Source organism: Halopseudomonas sp. (assembly GCF_038130085.1).
Taxonomy (GTDB): Bacteria; Pseudomonadota; Gammaproteobacteria; order Pseudomonadales; family Pseudomonadaceae; genus Halopseudomonas.
In genome coordinates, this window is sequence record NZ_JAYPMU010000001.1 from 44,424 (window position 1) to 59,627 (window position 15,204).

At 60.7% G+C, this 15,204-nt stretch carries 14 protein-coding genes; 9 read left to right on the top strand and 5 right to left on the bottom strand.

The features are described 5' to 3' along the window. Window positions 1–41 precede the first annotated feature (41 nt). Window positions 42–296, bottom strand: coding sequence for a hypothetical protein (locus tag AAFM31_RS00220; protein ID WP_341705887.1), 255 nt, complete (start codon window positions 294–296; stop codon window positions 42–44). A 42-nt stretch (window positions 297–338) separates the two neighbouring features. Further along, the gene (locus AAFM31_RS00225) at window positions 339–1,238 is read right to left on the bottom strand and encodes a DMT family transporter (RefSeq protein ID WP_341705888.1); all 900 of its coding nucleotides are present in this window, start codon (window positions 1,236–1,238) and stop codon (window positions 339–341) included. 176 nt (window positions 1,239–1,414) lie between these two features. Here AAFM31_RS00225 and AAFM31_RS00230 point away from each other — a divergent pair, with 176 nt between their 5' ends. Next, window positions 1,415–2,302, top strand: coding sequence for an AraC family transcriptional regulator (locus AAFM31_RS00230; protein ID WP_341705889.1), 888 nt, complete (start codon window positions 1,415–1,417; stop codon window positions 2,300–2,302). A gap of 12 nt (window positions 2,303–2,314) precedes the next feature. Here the strand turns inward: AAFM31_RS00230 and AAFM31_RS00235 are convergent, their stop codons facing one another. The 3 genes from AAFM31_RS00235 to AAFM31_RS00245 all read right to left on the bottom strand — a co-directional run bounded on the left by AAFM31_RS00235 (window position 2,315) and on the right by AAFM31_RS00245 (window position 3,964). After that, window positions 2,315–2,944 carry a LysE family transporter gene (locus AAFM31_RS00235; RefSeq protein WP_341705890.1) on the bottom strand — a complete coding sequence of 210 codons (630 nt, stop codon included), beginning with the start codon at window positions 2,942–2,944 and terminating at the stop codon, window positions 2,315–2,317. An 81-nt stretch (window positions 2,945–3,025) separates the two neighbouring features. After that, complete coding sequence (locus tag AAFM31_RS00240) at window positions 3,026–3,337, bottom strand: ribbon-helix-helix domain-containing protein (protein ID WP_088275291.1); 312 nt, start codon at window positions 3,335–3,337, stop codon at window positions 3,026–3,028. Window positions 3,338–3,382: 45 nt separating this feature from the next. Further along, window positions 3,383–3,964 carry a DJ-1/PfpI family protein gene (locus AAFM31_RS00245; RefSeq protein ID WP_341705891.1) on the bottom strand — a complete coding sequence of 194 codons (582 nt, stop codon included), beginning with the start codon at window positions 3,962–3,964 and terminating at the stop codon, window positions 3,383–3,385. Between the two features lie 369 nt (window positions 3,965–4,333). Between AAFM31_RS00245 and AAFM31_RS00250 the strand changes: the two genes are divergently transcribed. Genes AAFM31_RS00250 through AAFM31_RS00285 form a run of 8 tightly spaced genes read left to right on the top strand, consistent with a single transcriptional unit; the run spans window position 4,334 to window position 15,204 of the window. Beyond that, window positions 4,334–5,812: a TssA family type VI secretion system protein gene (locus AAFM31_RS00250; RefSeq protein ID WP_341705892.1), complete on the top strand. Its 1,479-nt coding sequence runs from the start codon at window positions 4,334–4,336 to the stop codon at window positions 5,810–5,812. Then, complete coding sequence (tssB, locus tag AAFM31_RS00255; RefSeq protein WP_341705893.1) at window positions 5,812–6,306, top strand: type VI secretion system contractile sheath small subunit; 495 nt, start codon at window positions 5,812–5,814, stop codon at window positions 6,304–6,306. The genes AAFM31_RS00250 and tssB overlap by 1 nt, the downstream gene beginning before the upstream one ends. Window positions 6,307–6,328: 22 nt before the next feature. Then, window positions 6,329–7,804 (top strand): type VI secretion system contractile sheath large subunit, encoded by a 1,476-nt coding sequence (tssC, locus tag AAFM31_RS00260; RefSeq protein WP_341705894.1) that lies wholly within the window; start codon window positions 6,329–6,331, stop codon window positions 7,802–7,804. Further along, window positions 7,804–8,247 carry a type VI secretion system baseplate subunit TssE gene (tssE, locus tag AAFM31_RS00265; RefSeq protein WP_341705895.1) on the top strand — a complete coding sequence of 148 codons (444 nt, stop codon included), beginning with the start codon at window positions 7,804–7,806 and terminating at the stop codon, window positions 8,245–8,247. Before tssC ends, tssE begins: the two co-directional genes overlap by 1 nt. A gap of 1 nt (window position 8,248) precedes the next feature. Next, window positions 8,249–10,024, top strand: a complete 1,776-nt coding sequence (tssF, locus tag AAFM31_RS00270; RefSeq protein WP_341705896.1) for a type VI secretion system baseplate subunit TssF — start codon at window positions 8,249–8,251, stop codon at window positions 10,022–10,024. Next, complete coding sequence (tssG, locus tag AAFM31_RS00275; RefSeq protein ID WP_341705897.1) at window positions 9,988–11,163, top strand: type VI secretion system baseplate subunit TssG; 1,176 nt, start codon at window positions 9,988–9,990, stop codon at window positions 11,161–11,163. Before tssF ends, tssG begins: the two co-directional genes overlap by 37 nt. Next, window positions 11,160–13,667, top strand: a complete 2,508-nt coding sequence (gene tssH, locus AAFM31_RS00280; protein WP_341705898.1) for a type VI secretion system ATPase TssH — start codon at window positions 11,160–11,162, stop codon at window positions 13,665–13,667. Before tssG ends, tssH begins: the two co-directional genes overlap by 4 nt. Then, on the top strand, window positions 13,654–15,204 hold the full coding sequence (locus AAFM31_RS00285; protein WP_341705899.1) for a sigma 54-interacting transcriptional regulator: 1,551 nt from the start codon (window positions 13,654–13,656) through the stop codon (window positions 15,202–15,204). The genes tssH and AAFM31_RS00285 overlap by 14 nt, the downstream gene beginning before the upstream one ends.

The following is a 15,204-nucleotide window of genomic DNA, read 5'->3' on the forward strand; positions in this document are numbered from 1 at the left end:
GGCGCGAATGAATTCTGACCTTCTAAACAGAGTAGTCCGGTTTAGCCAAGTTCCTCAGGATTCTTGCTCTCATAGCGCTCAGCCGCGGCGCGCAGCCAGCCTTCCAGGTCCTTACGCCGGACCTTCTGTTGTTTGGCCTCTGCCAGACTGGCCAGCATGTACGCGCGCCAAGCCTGATCCTCCCCCGCCATCGACAACGCAAGATCGCGATCCGTCCAGCGGCGAATACGCACAAACAACCACCAGTGAAAATACAGACCGCTGAGCGTCGCGATCGCAATAATCAGATAATCCATGGGGCCTGCTCTTGTCTGTTACCTTGCGCAAGCATGGCACAGTCACTCGCCAACGGGCGCCGCTGCGGCGCTGGGTCGCGGGCGATAGAACATCACCAGATTGCCGAACAGGATGAGAACCAGCCCGACCACCGCCATGCCGCTCCACTCATAGCCCTCGAACAGCGTCGACATGCCAAGCGCAATCAGCGGAAACAGCACGGTGGCATAGGCCGCCGCCCCCGCCCCTATCCGCCCTACCAGGGCAAAATAGGCAGCAAAGCCGATGATCGAACCGATGACCGCCAGGTACAGCAGGGAGCCGATATAGGCGACGCTCCAGTCGACAGTGAATGCATCACCGCGCACCAGCGCCAGCAGCAGCATCGCCAAGGCGCCGTAGCCCATCGCGTAGGCATTGGTCGAGAGCACATCCAGCCCCCGGCGTTGATGGCGCACACTGATCATGTTGCCGAGCGAGAAGCCATAGGTGCCCAGCAAGCTGAGACCGATTCCCGTCAACACCAGCCCACTGAGATGCGCCGAACGCAAGTCATGCCAGAACAGGCAGACGATCCCGACCAGCCCGAGCAGGTTGGCCCAAAGCAGCCGACGCCCCGGACGCAGACCAAAGAACAGCGCGCTGTTGGCCGCGTTAAACAGGGTTGCCAGCGAAAACAGCACCGACTCCAGACCGCTGTTGATGTAAGCATTAGCAGAGTAGAAGCAGTAAAAGTTCAGCCCGAACACACAAACGCCCTGGAGCATGCAGAACAGGTGGTCGCGCCCACCAATCCGCCGCAAGCGGCCCAGCAAAGAGAGCGCCAGCAGCAGCAAGCCGGCGGCCAGAGCAAAGCGATAAAACACCGACACCAGCGGCGCGACAGTGCCGGTCTGCATGGAGATGGCGATCCAGGTGGTCCCCCAGATCAGGACAGTGGCAGCGTAAAGCAATGCGTTCATGATGCAGTCTCTAATAATGACAACCGAGTATCGGCCGAGTACTGCGCAGCGGCTTGCACAGCCTTGCTGCCCGCTTGCGCGATCCTGCGCATTTCTGCCCGGCGGCGCGTTACCCGCTTGGCGCAGCGCCGCCGCCCGCATACCATGTGGAGCGAGCCACAGCATGCGGGGAAACAATGTCAGACGAACACTTTCAGGTATTCGACAGCCTGCGTCGGCACAACACCCGACTGCAGGACAGCACGCGGCTGGGCAACGGTATCGGGCTGGCATCCTGGTACAACGAACAGGACCTGATCGACCTCGAAAACGCCGATCATCACACCCTCAGCCTGTACATCGCCGATGGCTACCAGTCTTACTTCAAGGGCTCCGACGGCTGGCACAACGGTGGCGGCCCCGATCGGCTGTGCCTGATGCCCCGCCAGTACGCCTCTACCTGGAACATCCGCGGGCCACTGTCGTTCGTCCACCTGTACTTCACCGACGATCACTTGCGCCAGCTGGCGGAACAAACCTGGGATCGCAGCCCGCTGGAGCTGAGCGTCAACGAACAGTTGTTTGCTGACGACCCGCAGATCGCCCTGCTCTATCGCCACTTTCTGCTGACCAGCAACTGGCACGACCGCAGCGACAGTCTGACCCTCAGCAGCGCCAGCAACCTGTTGCTCAATCACGTCCTCAAACACTACACCCAGGTCAGCTGGCAGGACCCGACGATCAAGGGCGGACTCGCACCAGCGCAGGTGCGGCATATCCGTGAGTACATCGACAGCCATCTGGATCAACCGCTGCAGTTGGCCGATCTGGCCGCCCAGTGCCAACTGAGCGAATACCACTTCGCACGGATGTTCAAACAAAGTCTTGGCCTACCGCCGCACCGCTATGTGCAGCAGCAGCGTCTGGCAAAAGCCCAACACCTGCTGCGCAACAGCACCGCCAACCTGTTACAGATCGCCCTCGCCTGCGGCTTCAGCTCTGCGGCACACTTCAGCAACCGCTTCCGTCAGCACACCGGCGTGAGCCCGTCGCACTACCGCAGCCAGTGGCAACAAGGCCACTGAGCGGCGCCACTCTCAGGCGGTGCGACGCACCAGCGTCAGCATCCCCGCCGCCGCAGCGAACAGCCCGGCAAAAGTGCGATTGAGCAACCGCTGCTGGCGCGGCGAACGCAGCAGGCGCAGCACCCGCGCCGCCAGGCCGGTATAGCCCGCCATGACAATCAGATCGACCGTAATCATGGTCAGTCCCATGATCAGGTACTGGGTCAGCAACGGTTGAGAGACATCCAGAAACTGCGGCAGCACCGCCAGCATAAACACCACAGCCTTAGGGTTGCTGGCGTTGATCAACAGCCCACGAAACACCAGTGCCAGCGGCTGACCGAGCGCCCGCGGAGCATGGGTCTCGTCCACCTGCATGGTCGGCGCCCGCCATTGGCGCAACGCCAGATACAGCAGATAGAGCACGCCAAACCACTTGATCACACTGAACGCCAGCGCAGAGGTTGCCAGCAGCGCGCCGACACCGGCCGCCACCACAGCAATCTGAATCACCAGCCCCAGCTGCAGGCCCAGCGCAGTCCAGTAACCGCGGACAAAACCGTAATTGAGACCGCTGGACATCGACGCAATCGCACCGGCACCCGGCGACAGGCTGATGATCCAGCAGGCAACGAAGAACGCCAGCCAGGTTTCGATAGACATCGAACGGCTCCAAAGGGAATCAGGGAAGCAGCCATGCTAGCAAAGCCCTGCCTCCATCGAACGGTACAGCTGCGGGTGAAATCAGCCCTGAGCTGTACTGCGCCCCACCACCGCCAACGGCACAACCCGCGCCTCACGCTGGGCCAGATAGCGCGTGCAGCTCACGCGCAGGAAGGAAGCAAAATTCACCACTTCGCCGCGCAGCTCCATCACCTCGTCATACAGCTTGGTGATCAGCTGGTTGGTGGTCATGTCGTCCACCTCGGCAATCTCCTGCAGGATGTCCCAGAACTGGTTCTCCAGACGCAGGGTAGTCACAACACCACGGATACGCAGCGAGCGCGAGCGCGACTCGTACAGAATCGGGTCCGCCTTGACGTAGAGTTCACACATGCAGCTCTCCTCTGCAGGGGCTGACCGCAGTCAGCCCCGCATGAATCAGAGTTCGATTCGGGCGCCCAGCAGCTTCACAAACGCCGCCAGCCAGCGCGGGTGCGACGGCCAGGCCGGTGCGGTCACCAGATTACCCTGAACATGGGCCTGATCGGCAGCGATGTCGATATAGGTGCCGCCCGCCATACGCACATCCGGCCCACACGCAGGATACGCACTGCACTCACGCCCTTCCAGCACACCAGCCGCCGCCAGCAGCTGAGCACCGTGGCACACTGCCGCAATCGGCTTGTCTGCGGCGTTGAACGCCTGCACCAGCGCAATCACATCGGCATTGAGACGCAGATACTCCGGCGCGCGACCGCCCGGAACCACCAGCCCCACATAATCCTCGACCTTCACACCCGCAAAGTCATGGGTCAGGGCAAACAGGTGACCCGGCTTCTCGGTGTAGGTCTGGTCACCCTCAAAGTCATGAATCGCCGTCTTCACGGTATCGCCAGCAGCCTTGTCCGGGCACACCGCGTGCACCTCATAGCCCAGCATGCTCAGCGCCTGAAACGGCACCATGGTTTCGTAGTCTTCGGCAAAGTCGCCAGCCAGCAGCAGAATCTTCTTGGTGGACATCACTGTTCCTCCTTGCGGGTGTTTGAGGACTCATGATGCGCCGATGATCTAGGCCGCGGGTAACAGCGGGGTACTACATTGCACTTGGCCTGCTCATGCTATCTGGATCACAGATTCCGTTGCCTACCCGAAACCGACAACACACCCAACAAATCAACTTAGAAAGAAAATATAAGCAACTGATTTAAATAAAATTTAATTTTCCTTAGAGAACAGCAGAACATTCCAATCGCCAGCGCATGCGCGATCTGAATCACAACTCCGGCATTTGTTCCCTGAGGGCCCGCTCTTTAGCATGCGCCAGCCAAGGCCAACATCGGCCCGGGTGGCGGACAGGACGTCCGCCCGCACCATGCAGAGGATGCTCACATGTCACCAGCCGCTGTCTGCCCGCAGGGCAATGCAGAACCGGTCGACCTTCGCGACAGCGACGCCTACATCCGGCTCGAACGGGTCTTCTCCGAGTTGGAGTCACCGCAGCAGCACCCTGCACCTGACTGGCAGGATGTAACCGACAATGCTGAAAACCTGCTGACCCAATATACCGACCTGCGCATTGCCTGCTGGCGAATATTCGCGCTGCGGCAGCTGCAGCAGGTATCGCAGTCTGCAGTTGCCCTGGAGCAGTTAAGCGAAACCATTGCCCACTCCTGGGACCATTGCCTGCCTGAACGCGATCGGGGCAAGCTGGCGGCGCTGCGCTGGCTACACAGCGCATTCAGTCGTGAACTGAGCGCCTCGCCCGATTCCCCCGGCGCGCTGGCACCGTTACAAACAGCCGCCCACCAGCTCGGAGCGGCACTTAAACCCTACGCGGCCGACGTGGGCGGTAACTGGCAGCAACTGGCGGCGCTGCTGCAGCCAATCGTCAGCGAGCAGCCGGCCGCACCTGAGCCAACGTCCATCAATGTCGCGCCCAATACGATAGAACCGGTCAAAACTGGCCAAATCTGCAATGCCCGCGAGGCGCAGAAGCAGTTGCGTCACCTGCAAGAAGCCGCTGCGCCACTGCTTGACTGGTGGCTTAGCCAGCCCGAGCGCCGGAGTTGCTCTGTGCTACTCAGCCGCGCCTTAACTTGGGCAGGTATCTACCAATTGCCGCGGCACGACATAAACCAGCACACATGTCTAAAACCCCCTCCTGCTGAGCGACGCAAGCACTGTGAAACACTCTGGCAGCGCACCGAATACGCCGTGCTACTGACAGAGCTCGAAGCCAGTCTGCGTAAAGCACCCTTTTGGCTCGATGGCCATTATCTGGCCGCACGCTGCTGTGAAGCACTGCAAGATCAGCCAGCAGCCGACACCATCCACAGGCATACCCAGTCGCTGATACAACGCCTGCCTGGTGTGGAAAAGCTGTCTTTTGATGACGGCTCCCCTTTCGCGGCACAGGCCACCCAACACTGGCTAGTACCGGTCGAGCCTCCTGCCTCCCAACGCCCTTCAGAGCCCGAAACGGGCGACCTTCTGGCATTACAGCGTAACGACGGCTTTCGCGCGGCGGCCAGCGCGCTGGCGCAACAACTGCAAACAGCCAAGGGGGAACGTGCACGCGCCGTTGGCCGAATGCAGCTTGCTCGCTTGCTACTCGCGGATGGCAAAAACACCCAGGCGCGAGAGCTGCTGGAGCCAGCGCTAGAGCAGCTTCAGCACAGCATGCCCCTCGCCCTGTGGGACCAGCAACTGCTCAGCGACACCCTTGACCTATTGCAACAGAGCCTTGCCGACCAGCGCGACGATAGCGCACGTCAACGTCGCAACACCCTTCAGCAGCAGCTGCGCTGGTTGAACGTGGAATACACCCTTGACCAGGCCGCTCGGCCTGCCCAGCACGGAGAAAACTGATGGCCAACGAAAGCACGGTGGCACCCCGCGAGCGCATCAACGTTACCTTTACCCCGAACACCGGTGATCAGCAGCAGGAGGTTGAGTTGCCGCTCAAGCTGGTGGTACTCGGCGACTTCACCCAGCGCGAGGACGAGCGCAGCATCGAACAACGCAAGCCCATCGCAATCGACAAGAACAACTTCGAGGATGTGCTGGCCAAACAAAACCTGAACCTGACTTTCAGTGTTCCGAATCAACTACAGGAAGACGATGCCGACAACGACCTCCCCGTCGAGCTGAGCATCGACTCGATGCGCGACTTCAACCCTGCGAGCGTTGTTGAGCAAGTCCCAGAGCTGCGTCAGCTGATGGAGCTGCGTGAAGCGCTGGTTGCGCTAAAAGGCCCCCTTGGCAACACCCCCGCTTTTCGTCAGGCCATTGAGGCACTACTGCGCGACGACCACGCACGAGGCCAGGTGTTGACCGAGCTCGGCCTCGCATTGAATCCCTGAACAGCCAACTGGAGCCCCTTTCATGCATAGCCAAACCGCCGCTCGTACAAGCACCCCAATCGCAACCGGTAGCTTGCTTGATCGCGTTATTGCCGAAACACACCTGACGCCGGAGGATGAATCCTATGCTATCGCTCGGCGCGGTGTGAGTGCTTTCATCAGCGAACTGTTGAAACCACACAACCAACAGGAGCCGGTCAAGAAAGCGCTTGTCGACCGAATGATTGCGGAAATCGACAGCAAGCTGAGTCGCCAGGTCGACAGCATCCTGCACCACCCCAACTTCCAGCAACTGGAGTCGGCTTGGCGAGGCCTCAAACTGCTGGTAGACCGCACGGACTTCCGCGAGAACATCCGCATCGAGCTGATCAGCGCATCCAAGCAGGACCTGCTGGACGACTTTGAAGACAGCCCGGAGCTGGTGCAGTCAGGACTCTACAAGCATGTGTACACCGCGGAATACGGTCAGTTTGGTGGCCAGCCGGTGGGAGCCATGATTGCCAACTACCAGTTCGGCCCCGGCACGCAGGATATTCGCCTGCTGCAACAGGTCGCCGGAGTCGCCAGCATGGCCCATGCGCCCTTTATCGCCGCTGCAGGGCCGGCGTTCTTTGGACTCGACAGTTTCAACGGCTTACCCGACCTGAAGGACCTTCAGGATCACTTCGATAGCCCCCGTTTCAGCAAGTGGCAGGGCTTCAGGGAGAGTGAGGACGCCCGCTATGTCGGCCTGACCCTGCCGCGCTTCCTGCTCCGTACACCTTACGATCCGGAAGACAATCCGGTTCGCAGCTTCGCCTATCGCGAAACCGTCAGCGACAACCACGAAGACTATCTCTGGGGCAACACTGCCTTCGCGTTCGGCAGCCGCCTGACCGACAGCTTTGCCCGTTACCGCTGGTGCCCGAACATCGTCGGCCCGCAGAGCGGCGGCGCAGTCGACGATCTGCCGCTGCACCACTTTTCCAGCATGGGCGAGATCGAAACCAAGATCCCCACAGAAGTCCTGGTTTCCGATCGTCGCGAGTATGAGTTGGCCGAAGCAGGGTTCATCGCCCTGACCATGCGCAAGGGCAGCGACAACGCGGCGTTCTTCTCTGCCAACTCGGCCCAGAAACCGCGTTTATTCGGCAACAGCACAGAAGGCAAGGCGGCCGAGCTGAATTTTCGGCTGGGAACACAACTGCCCTACCTGTTCATCATCAATCGCCTAGCGCACTACCTGAAGGTTCTGCAGCGAGAGCAGATCGGCTCTTGGAAAGAACGCACCGATCTGGAACTGGAGCTCAACCGCTGGATTCGTCAGTACGTCGCCGATCAAGACAATCCGAGTGCTGAAGTACGCGGTCGTCGGCCACTGCGCGCGGCTTCCATCGGCGTCGAGGATGTCGCCGGCCAGCCAGGCTGGTACCGAGTCAGCCTGAGCGTGCGTCCGCACTTCAAGTACATGGGCGCGGACTTCACCCTGTCACTGGTTGGCAAGCTGGATAAAGACTGATGACTCATGGCAGATATGGCTCCCTGCTTGAACGCGTTACCGGTGTCGCGCAGTCGCGCAACGGCTTGGCAGCAGCCGATGCGGTGAGCGCATCGGTGATGGCTCAGCTGGCGCGCATGCTTAGCACTCGTGCAGGTAGCGTGCAGATGCTGCCCGACTACGGCCTGCCTGAGTTAAACGATATGCGCTTAACGCTACATGAGACGCGCCAGCAGGCGCGCGCAGCTATCGAGCGCAGTATCAGTCGCTACGAGCCACGCCTGCGCTGCGTCCGCGTCTCCTGCCAGCATGACGCCAGCGATCCGCTGCGCCTGACGTTCACCATCAGCGCCAAACTCAACCTGCCTGCACTGCAAAACCCGGTCACCTTCAACCTGCAGCTTGATGGTCAAGGCCAAGCCGAGGTGACCGTGCAGCACGATAGTCCCGGAGCCAGGCGCTGACATGAGTTTCAATCATTACTTTCAGAGCGAGCTGAGCGCCCTGCGCGATGAGGGTCGACGCTTCGCCGAACACAACCCGGCCCTCGCTCCCTATCTCGCAGGCACCAGCTCCGATCCGGATGTGGAGCGTTTGCTCGAGGGGGTCGCCTTTCTCACCGGACGGCTGAGGCAAAAGCTCGACGACGAGCTGCCAGAGCTAACCCACTCGTTGATGCAGCTGCTGTGGCCGAATTGCCTGCGGCCCATGCCTGCGGTCGCCATGCTGCAGTTCGCGCCGCTGAGGCGGCCGCTGAGCAAACTGCCGATCAGTCGAGGGACGGCTGTCGAATCCCGCCCCATCGACGGCATTCGGTGCCGTTTTCAAACCACCAGCGAGGTAACCCTGCTCCCCCTTGAGCTGACGACCTCCCAGTACCAAAGCAATTCGACGGGAGGCCGACTGACACTGACCCTGCAGATGACCACCGAGGGCAGCCTGACAGACCTGGCCTTGCAGAAACTACGCCTGCATCTGGCGGGTAATACCCATTCGAGTCGCCAGCTCTATCTCCATCTATGCCGCCACCTGCACGGGGTTACCTTGACCCCACTCGACGCTGTCGGTCAGCCGCTTTCAGATAAGGCCGCCTGCAGCCTGCCCGCGAGTCAACTTCAGGCCTGCGGGTTTTCCGACGACGAGACGCTGCTGCCGGATACCGATCAAGGCTTCAGCGGCTATCGGCACCTGCAGGACTATTTCGCCTTTGCAGAGAAGTTTCTGTTCGTCGAGCTATCCGGTCTTGAGCAGCTCGCGCAGCTGGGCGAGCCAGCACTAAAACAGGCACGCGGCCTGCAAGTCGAGTTCGACCTACGTCATACGGAGTGCCGCCAGCTGACTCCCGACGCCAACATGATTCAGTTGTACTGCACGCCGGTGGTAAATCTCTTCAGCCATGACGCCAGCCCCATCCGTTTGGATGGCCGGCAAGACCGCTATCTCCTGCGCCCAGCAGGTCTGCCCGCAACTCAATGCGGGGTGTTCTCAGTAAACAAGGTGACTGGGTGGAAGCCTGGAGGCCTGGGGTATCGAAACTATGTTCCGTTTGAGTCATTTGAGCACGACCACCAGCTCGGCAACCCCGACGCACCGCCGCACTTCAGTTTGCGGCAGCTGCCAGCACTGCACGGCGATCACCTGGAGACCTACCTGTGCTTCAGTTTGCAGCAGCAGGATCAGCAGGAAACTCTTTCTATTGAGCTTACGTGCACCAACCAGCAATGGCCCGGAAAACTCGCTCAGGGCGATATCTGCCACCCGTGCGACGGCACACCCGAGTTTGTCCAATTTCGCAACATCGGTCGCATTACCCCAAGTTATCCGCCGGCCCTGCACAAACAAGGACTTTGGCAGCTGATCAGCAGCATGGCGCTCAACTACCAAACACTCGAGGACATCAACGCCCTACGCGAAGCACTGAGCTGCCACGACCTGCCAAGGCACTATGACCAAAGTGCAGCCAAGATAAGTCAGCGCCGGCTGGGCGCATTGCGTTCGGTGCACCACTACCAGACCGACCGTCTGTTTCGCGGGCTGCCTGTACGCGGCGTGCGCTCCGAACTGGAGGCCGATGCAGAGGCCTGCAACGGCACCGGAGAGCTGTTTCTATTCGGCTCGGTGCTAAACGAGTTCATGGCCCAGCACGCTGGCATCAATACGTTTCACCAACTAGCCATCACCAGCCTGCAGGGGGAGCGCCTCCAATGGGTGCCACGCATGGGGCAGCAGCCCCTGTTCTGATTCGCCTGCAACGAGATATTCAGCATTACAGCCTGTATCAGGCGCTTCTGTGTCTGCTGGATCAATTGCAAAACACCTACCCAAGCGAAACGCCGGAGGCGCTCTACCGCCGGATCCGATTCTGCGCCAACCCGGGGTTGGGATTTGCCACCCGGGATATTGAGCAGCTGCACATCGACGAGAATGACGACGGACTGCAATGTACCCTGCAGCTGAACCTGATCGCCCTTAGCGGCGCCAGCTCGCCGCTACCAACCCATCAGGTAGAACTGGCGCTAGGAGATGATCAGGCCAGCGCCAACGTCCGCGCCCTGCTCGACCTATTCAACGACCGCCTGCAACGATTGCTGCTGCCGATATGGCAAAAGTACCGTTACTACAGTCGCTTTCGCAGCGGCGCCAGCTCGCCGCTACCAACCCATCAGGTAGAACTGGCGCTAGGAGATGATCAGGCCAGCGCCAACGTCCGCGCCCTGCTCGACCTATTCAACGACCGCCTGCAACGATTGCTGCTGCCGATATGGCAAAAGTACCGTTACTACAGTCGCTTTCGCAGCGGCGCCAGCGATCCACTATCCACACGCCTGCTCGCGCTGGCAGGCCTGCATGGGGCGACCGACAGACAGCATCTGAAACCCCGTCGGTTGCTACCGAGCCTCGGCCTGATCAGTCGTCGCACCCAGTCCGCAGAGAGCATCGCCGCGGTCCTGCGCCAGTATTTTCGTCATGTCCGAATCGAGCTAGAACAATGCCTGCCCCGGCAACTAGCCATTCCGGTGGAGCAGCGCTCGACGCTAGGCCAGGGGAACAGCTCGCTTAACGGTGAACTGCTGCTCGGCAGCCAGGTTGTGGATATCGGCGGCCGCTTTCGAGTGCATCTGCGGTACCTGGACTGGAACGACTTTCACCGCTTTCTGCCGCCCGGTAGGGACTATCGCCCGTTGAATGACCTGCTGGCGTTCTTACTACGCAGCCCTTTGCAATACGACATCTGTCTGCAGCTGCAGCACGACGAAATACGGGCGCTGACCCTTGGCGGCCGTAACCCATGCCTACTCGGCTGGACAACCTGGCTCGGCCACCCGGCGGGTGATCCGAGCGTTACTCTCCCCTCTTTCGACCAAGGACGGTCTGCATGATCCCGATTGACCTGCACCAGTTAATTCGTCTGCTCGACCCCACGTTGCACGCGGCTCTGGAGCACGCTGCAGAGCGCTGCCTGCAGCGCGGCGGCGCCAGCGTACAACCAGAAGACATGATCTGCGCGCTGCTGGAGCAAGCAGACGGATTGTTGCCTAAGCTGCTTGCAGCAACTGACCGGCCAATCGCCCAGATGGTGTCAGCCTGTCAGCTGGCAACAGAGCCTTCTGGCAGCAATCGCAGCCCAGGACTTTCTGTCACTCTGGTCAACTGGTTACAGCAGGCGCTGCTGATCGCCAGTACCGAGAGGCATCAGCAGCAGATCGACCAGCACGCTTTGCTGCTCGGCTGGCTGCGCAACCCTCTGATACACCCCGACCCGCTGGCTGGTATCAGCCCTGATCAATTACTGAGCCTGACTGGCGACGAGCAGGCAACCCATGACGCGTCAACGTCGCTACTCGAAGCGTTTACTCACGACCTCACCAGACAGGCCGCTAACGGAGTACTCGATCCGGTGCTTGGTCGTGAACGCGAGATTCGCCAACTGATCGATATTCTCTGCCGCCGCCGAAAAAGCAACCCGGTCATCATTGGCGATGCGGGCGTCGGCAAAAGTGCACTGGTTGAGGGGGTCGCCCAGCGCTTGATAGCAGGTGAGGTACCGGACAGCCTGCAGGGCTGGCGCCTGCTGAGTCTTGATCTGGGCCTGCTCCGGGCCGGCGCAGGCATGCGCGGAGAGCTTGAGCGGCGCCTGCAGGGCGTCCTCAGCGCGGCCAGCGATCCTGCCAACCGGATCATTCTGTTTATCGACGAAGCGCACACTTTGATCGGCCATGGGGGTGACGCTGGCACCGCCGATACCGCCAACCTGCTAAAGCCCGCTCTGGCCCGCGGAGCCCTCAAGGCCATCGCTGCTAGTACCTGGAGCGAGTATCGCCGCCATATTGAAAAAGACCCCGCGTTGGCACGCCGATTCCAACCACTGCAACTGCGCGCACCGACCCCGGCGCAGGCAGTCACCCTGCTGCGCGGTCTCGCTTCACGCTATGCCGAAAGCCACAACCTGCATGTGTGTGACGATGCAGTGGTCGCCGCTGTCGAGTTGGCCGATCGGTATTTGCCAGACCGTCAACTTCCAGACAAGGCGATCGATCTTCTCGATACTGCGTGTGCCAGGACCCGCGTTAACCTCGCCGCTCCGCCAGCAGCGATGGATGAGCTGCTGGCAGTACAGGCTGACCGGACTCGTCATCACACCGCAATCGAACGCGATCGAATACTGGGACTGCCAACTGACAACGATCTCCTGAACCGTCTGCACAGCGAGCAACAAGCCAGCGGTGATGTGCTGAATGATCTGCATCAATGCTGGGCAACCCAGCGCGACTTGGCAATGCAGCTGGTTAATCAGCGCAAGGTGCCCGACGCGCCCCATGCCGATTACCGACAAGCGCTGCAGCGCCTGCAAACAGAGCAGATGCAGGACCTAGTCCGCGCCGAGGTAGATCGCAACGCCGTCGTCGACGTAGTTAGCGAGTGGACCGGCATTCCGGCCGAGCAGTTAAGCGGGCACTATCACGAGCGCATCGCCCACTTTGCCAAACGTCTTGGCAGCCAACTGCATGGTCAGCCCGAGGCCATCGAGCAGCTTGACCGAGCCCTGCGCGCCAGCGCATTGGGTCTAACTAGAGGTGACCGCCCCGCCGGCGTCTTCCTGCTTACCGGACCCAGCGGGGTCGGCAAGACCGCCACAGCGGAAGCGATTGCCAACCTGCTATACGGCGGCGACGCCTTTCTTACCATCATCAACATGGGCGAGTATCAGGAGCGCCACAGCCTCGCGCGACTGATTGGCGCTCCACCCGGCTATGTCGGTTACGGTGAAGGCGGCCAACTGACCGAGGCCGTGCGCCGTCGCCCCTATTCAGTAGTGCTTCTTGATGAAGTTGAAAAGGCCGACCCGCAGCTGCTGAGTCTGTTCTATCAGATATTCAACAAAGGGCTCGCAAACGATGGTGAAGGTCGTGAAATCGACTTTCGCAACACGCTGATTCTGCTCACATCCAACCTGGGGAGTGAACAAATCAGTAGCCTCTGCCAAGCTGCAGAGCGCCCGACCCCGGAGCAACTGATTGAGGCCATTCGTCCGCGTCTTGAAGCCCACTTCAAACCGGCACTGCTCGCGCGTATGCGCATCCTGCCCTACTACCCGATCTCTGCGGACAGCCTGCAGCGCGCTGCAGGCCAGCGTCTCGACGCGCTAAAACAGCGCCTTCAAACCCGCGCTATCGAGATCCACATCGATGATCTACTGCCAGCGCAGATTGCCGAATGCTGCCAGCAGCAAGGCGGGGCCCGGCAGATTGAGCGGTGGATTGAAGACCACTTGGTCAGCCCAATCGCTGACCTGCTGCTTGAAACCAAACAATCCTCTGTCGCGAAAACGAAAGTTCGGGTCAGCCTGCGACCAGATCGGGAGGTTGACGTTGAACTCGCCTAACGCACTGCCCTTCGCTACCCTTGCCCAGCCGCTACCGGACGTGACGTCTGTGCTCTCAGGCCTGACTCTGCTCGCAGGTTGCCAGCGCCCTGCCGAACTGCAGCAGGCGTTAGTCATCTGGCTTGCCGAGCTGAGTGACTGCGCGCTGGTTCAGCTGTACCTGCTTGATGACAGCCACAGTCGGCTGCCGCTGTGCTGCCAATGGCTGGACGGTGCGTTGAGCAGCGATGCCGAGCGAGACGGCTTCACCGACCCCATGCTCGGCTACAGCCTCAGCCAGAACGCCGCGCTGCATATGAACGAACTCGATAGCAGCCTGCACTCAACGTCCTTTCTACCTGCCGCCCCAACACCCTGGCGTAGCTTGCTGTGTCAACCTTTGCTGGATTGCCGGCAGCAGGTGGCCGGCCTTCTGGTACTGGCAAACCGAGGTCGCGTCATCAACGAAGCGCTGGCGACGCAACTCGCCATGATCAGCACGATCGCGATGGCGCAGCTGAAGGCAATGCACCAAGCAGACCTGGCACAGCAGACACCCTGCTCCGTTCCGACCGAAACCATGACCACAAGTGAACACGGCAACTTTGGCCTGATCGGTGAAAGCGCAGCAATGCAAGGCGTCTACCGGCTGGTCAGCAAGGTACTGCATAACCCCGTGACGGTTCTGCTAGGTGGCGAGACCGGCACCGGCAAAGAGTTGGTAGCACGCGCCATCCACGACTATGGATCACGCCGAACCCAGCCCTTCATTGCCCAGAACTGCAGCGCGCTGCCCGAGCAACTGCTGGAAAGCGAGCTCTTTGGCTATCGAAAAGGTGCCTTCACCGGGGCTAATCAGGACCGCGAGGGACTGTTCGACGCAGCCAATGGCGGCACCCTGTTTCTCGACGAGATCGGCGATATGCCGCTGGCACTGCAGGCCAAGCTGTTGCGGGTGCTGCAGGAAGGTGAAGTACGCCCGCTCGGCAGCAACCACAGCCACCGAGTGGACGTGCGCATCATCGCCGCGACACACCAGAACCTGTTTGATCAGGTTGAGCAGGGGCGCTTCCGTGAGGATCTCTACTACCGTCTCAGCCACTTCCCTATCGCACTGCCACCGCTACGCGAACGCGGTGCGGATATTCGCCAATTGGCCCTGCACTTCACCCGCGAGACCTGCGCGTTCCTGCAGCGTTCCGACTGTCGCTGGTCCGACAGCGCTCTTGCTTATCTGGCCAGCCACCGGTTTCCCGGGAACGTTCGGGAGCTGAAAGGACTGATCGCGCGAGCGCTACTGCTGTGCGACGGTAAGGTTCTGCTCCCCGAGCATCTGCAGCTCCCCAACACTCCAACCCACGCCCATCGTCTGACCCTGCGCGAGCAGCTCGACAAAGTCGAGCGCAACCTGCTCAGCGAAGCCCTCCAGCAACACAACGGGAATCAGACCTTGACCGCTCAAGTCTTGGGATTGCCAAGACGAACCCTGCTGTACCGAATGCAACGCCTCGGCTTGCCACCACGTCCCCAGCGTCAGACGGAGTCCGCGCCAAAGTAG

Bases quoted from the DNA above. Each gene is read 5' to 3' on its own strand.
- AAFM31_RS00220 (WP_341705887.1), bottom strand. From the start codon at position 296: ATGGATTATCTGATTATTGCGATCGCGACGCTCAGCGGTCTGTATTTT.
- AAFM31_RS00225 (WP_341705888.1), bottom strand. From the start codon at position 1,238: ATGAACGCATTGCTTTACGCTGCCACTGTCCTGATCTGGGGGACCACC.
- AAFM31_RS00230 (WP_341705889.1), top strand. From the start codon at position 1,415: ATGTCAGACGAACACTTTCAGGTATTCGACAGCCTGCGTCGGCACAAC.
- AAFM31_RS00235 (WP_341705890.1), bottom strand. From the start codon at position 2,944: ATGTCTATCGAAACCTGGCTGGCGTTCTTCGTTGCCTGCTGGATCATC.
- AAFM31_RS00240 (WP_088275291.1), bottom strand. From the start codon at position 3,337: ATGTGTGAACTCTACGTCAAGGCGGACCCGATTCTGTACGAGTCGCGC.
- AAFM31_RS00245 (WP_341705891.1), bottom strand. From the start codon at position 3,964: ATGTCCACCAAGAAGATTCTGCTGCTGGCTGGCGACTTTGCCGAAGAC.
- AAFM31_RS00250 (WP_341705892.1), top strand. From the start codon at position 4,334: ATGTCACCAGCCGCTGTCTGCCCGCAGGGCAATGCAGAACCGGTCGAC.
- tssB (WP_341705893.1), top strand. From the start codon at position 5,812: ATGGCCAACGAAAGCACGGTGGCACCCCGCGAGCGCATCAACGTTACC.
- tssC (WP_341705894.1), top strand. From the start codon at position 6,329: ATGCATAGCCAAACCGCCGCTCGTACAAGCACCCCAATCGCAACCGGT.
- tssE (WP_341705895.1), top strand. From the start codon at position 7,804: ATGACTCATGGCAGATATGGCTCCCTGCTTGAACGCGTTACCGGTGTC.
- tssF (WP_341705896.1), top strand. From the start codon at position 8,249: ATGAGTTTCAATCATTACTTTCAGAGCGAGCTGAGCGCCCTGCGCGAT.
- tssG (WP_341705897.1), top strand. From the start codon at position 9,988: ATGGGTGCCACGCATGGGGCAGCAGCCCCTGTTCTGATTCGCCTGCAA.
- tssH (WP_341705898.1), top strand. From the start codon at position 11,160: ATGATCCCGATTGACCTGCACCAGTTAATTCGTCTGCTCGACCCCACG.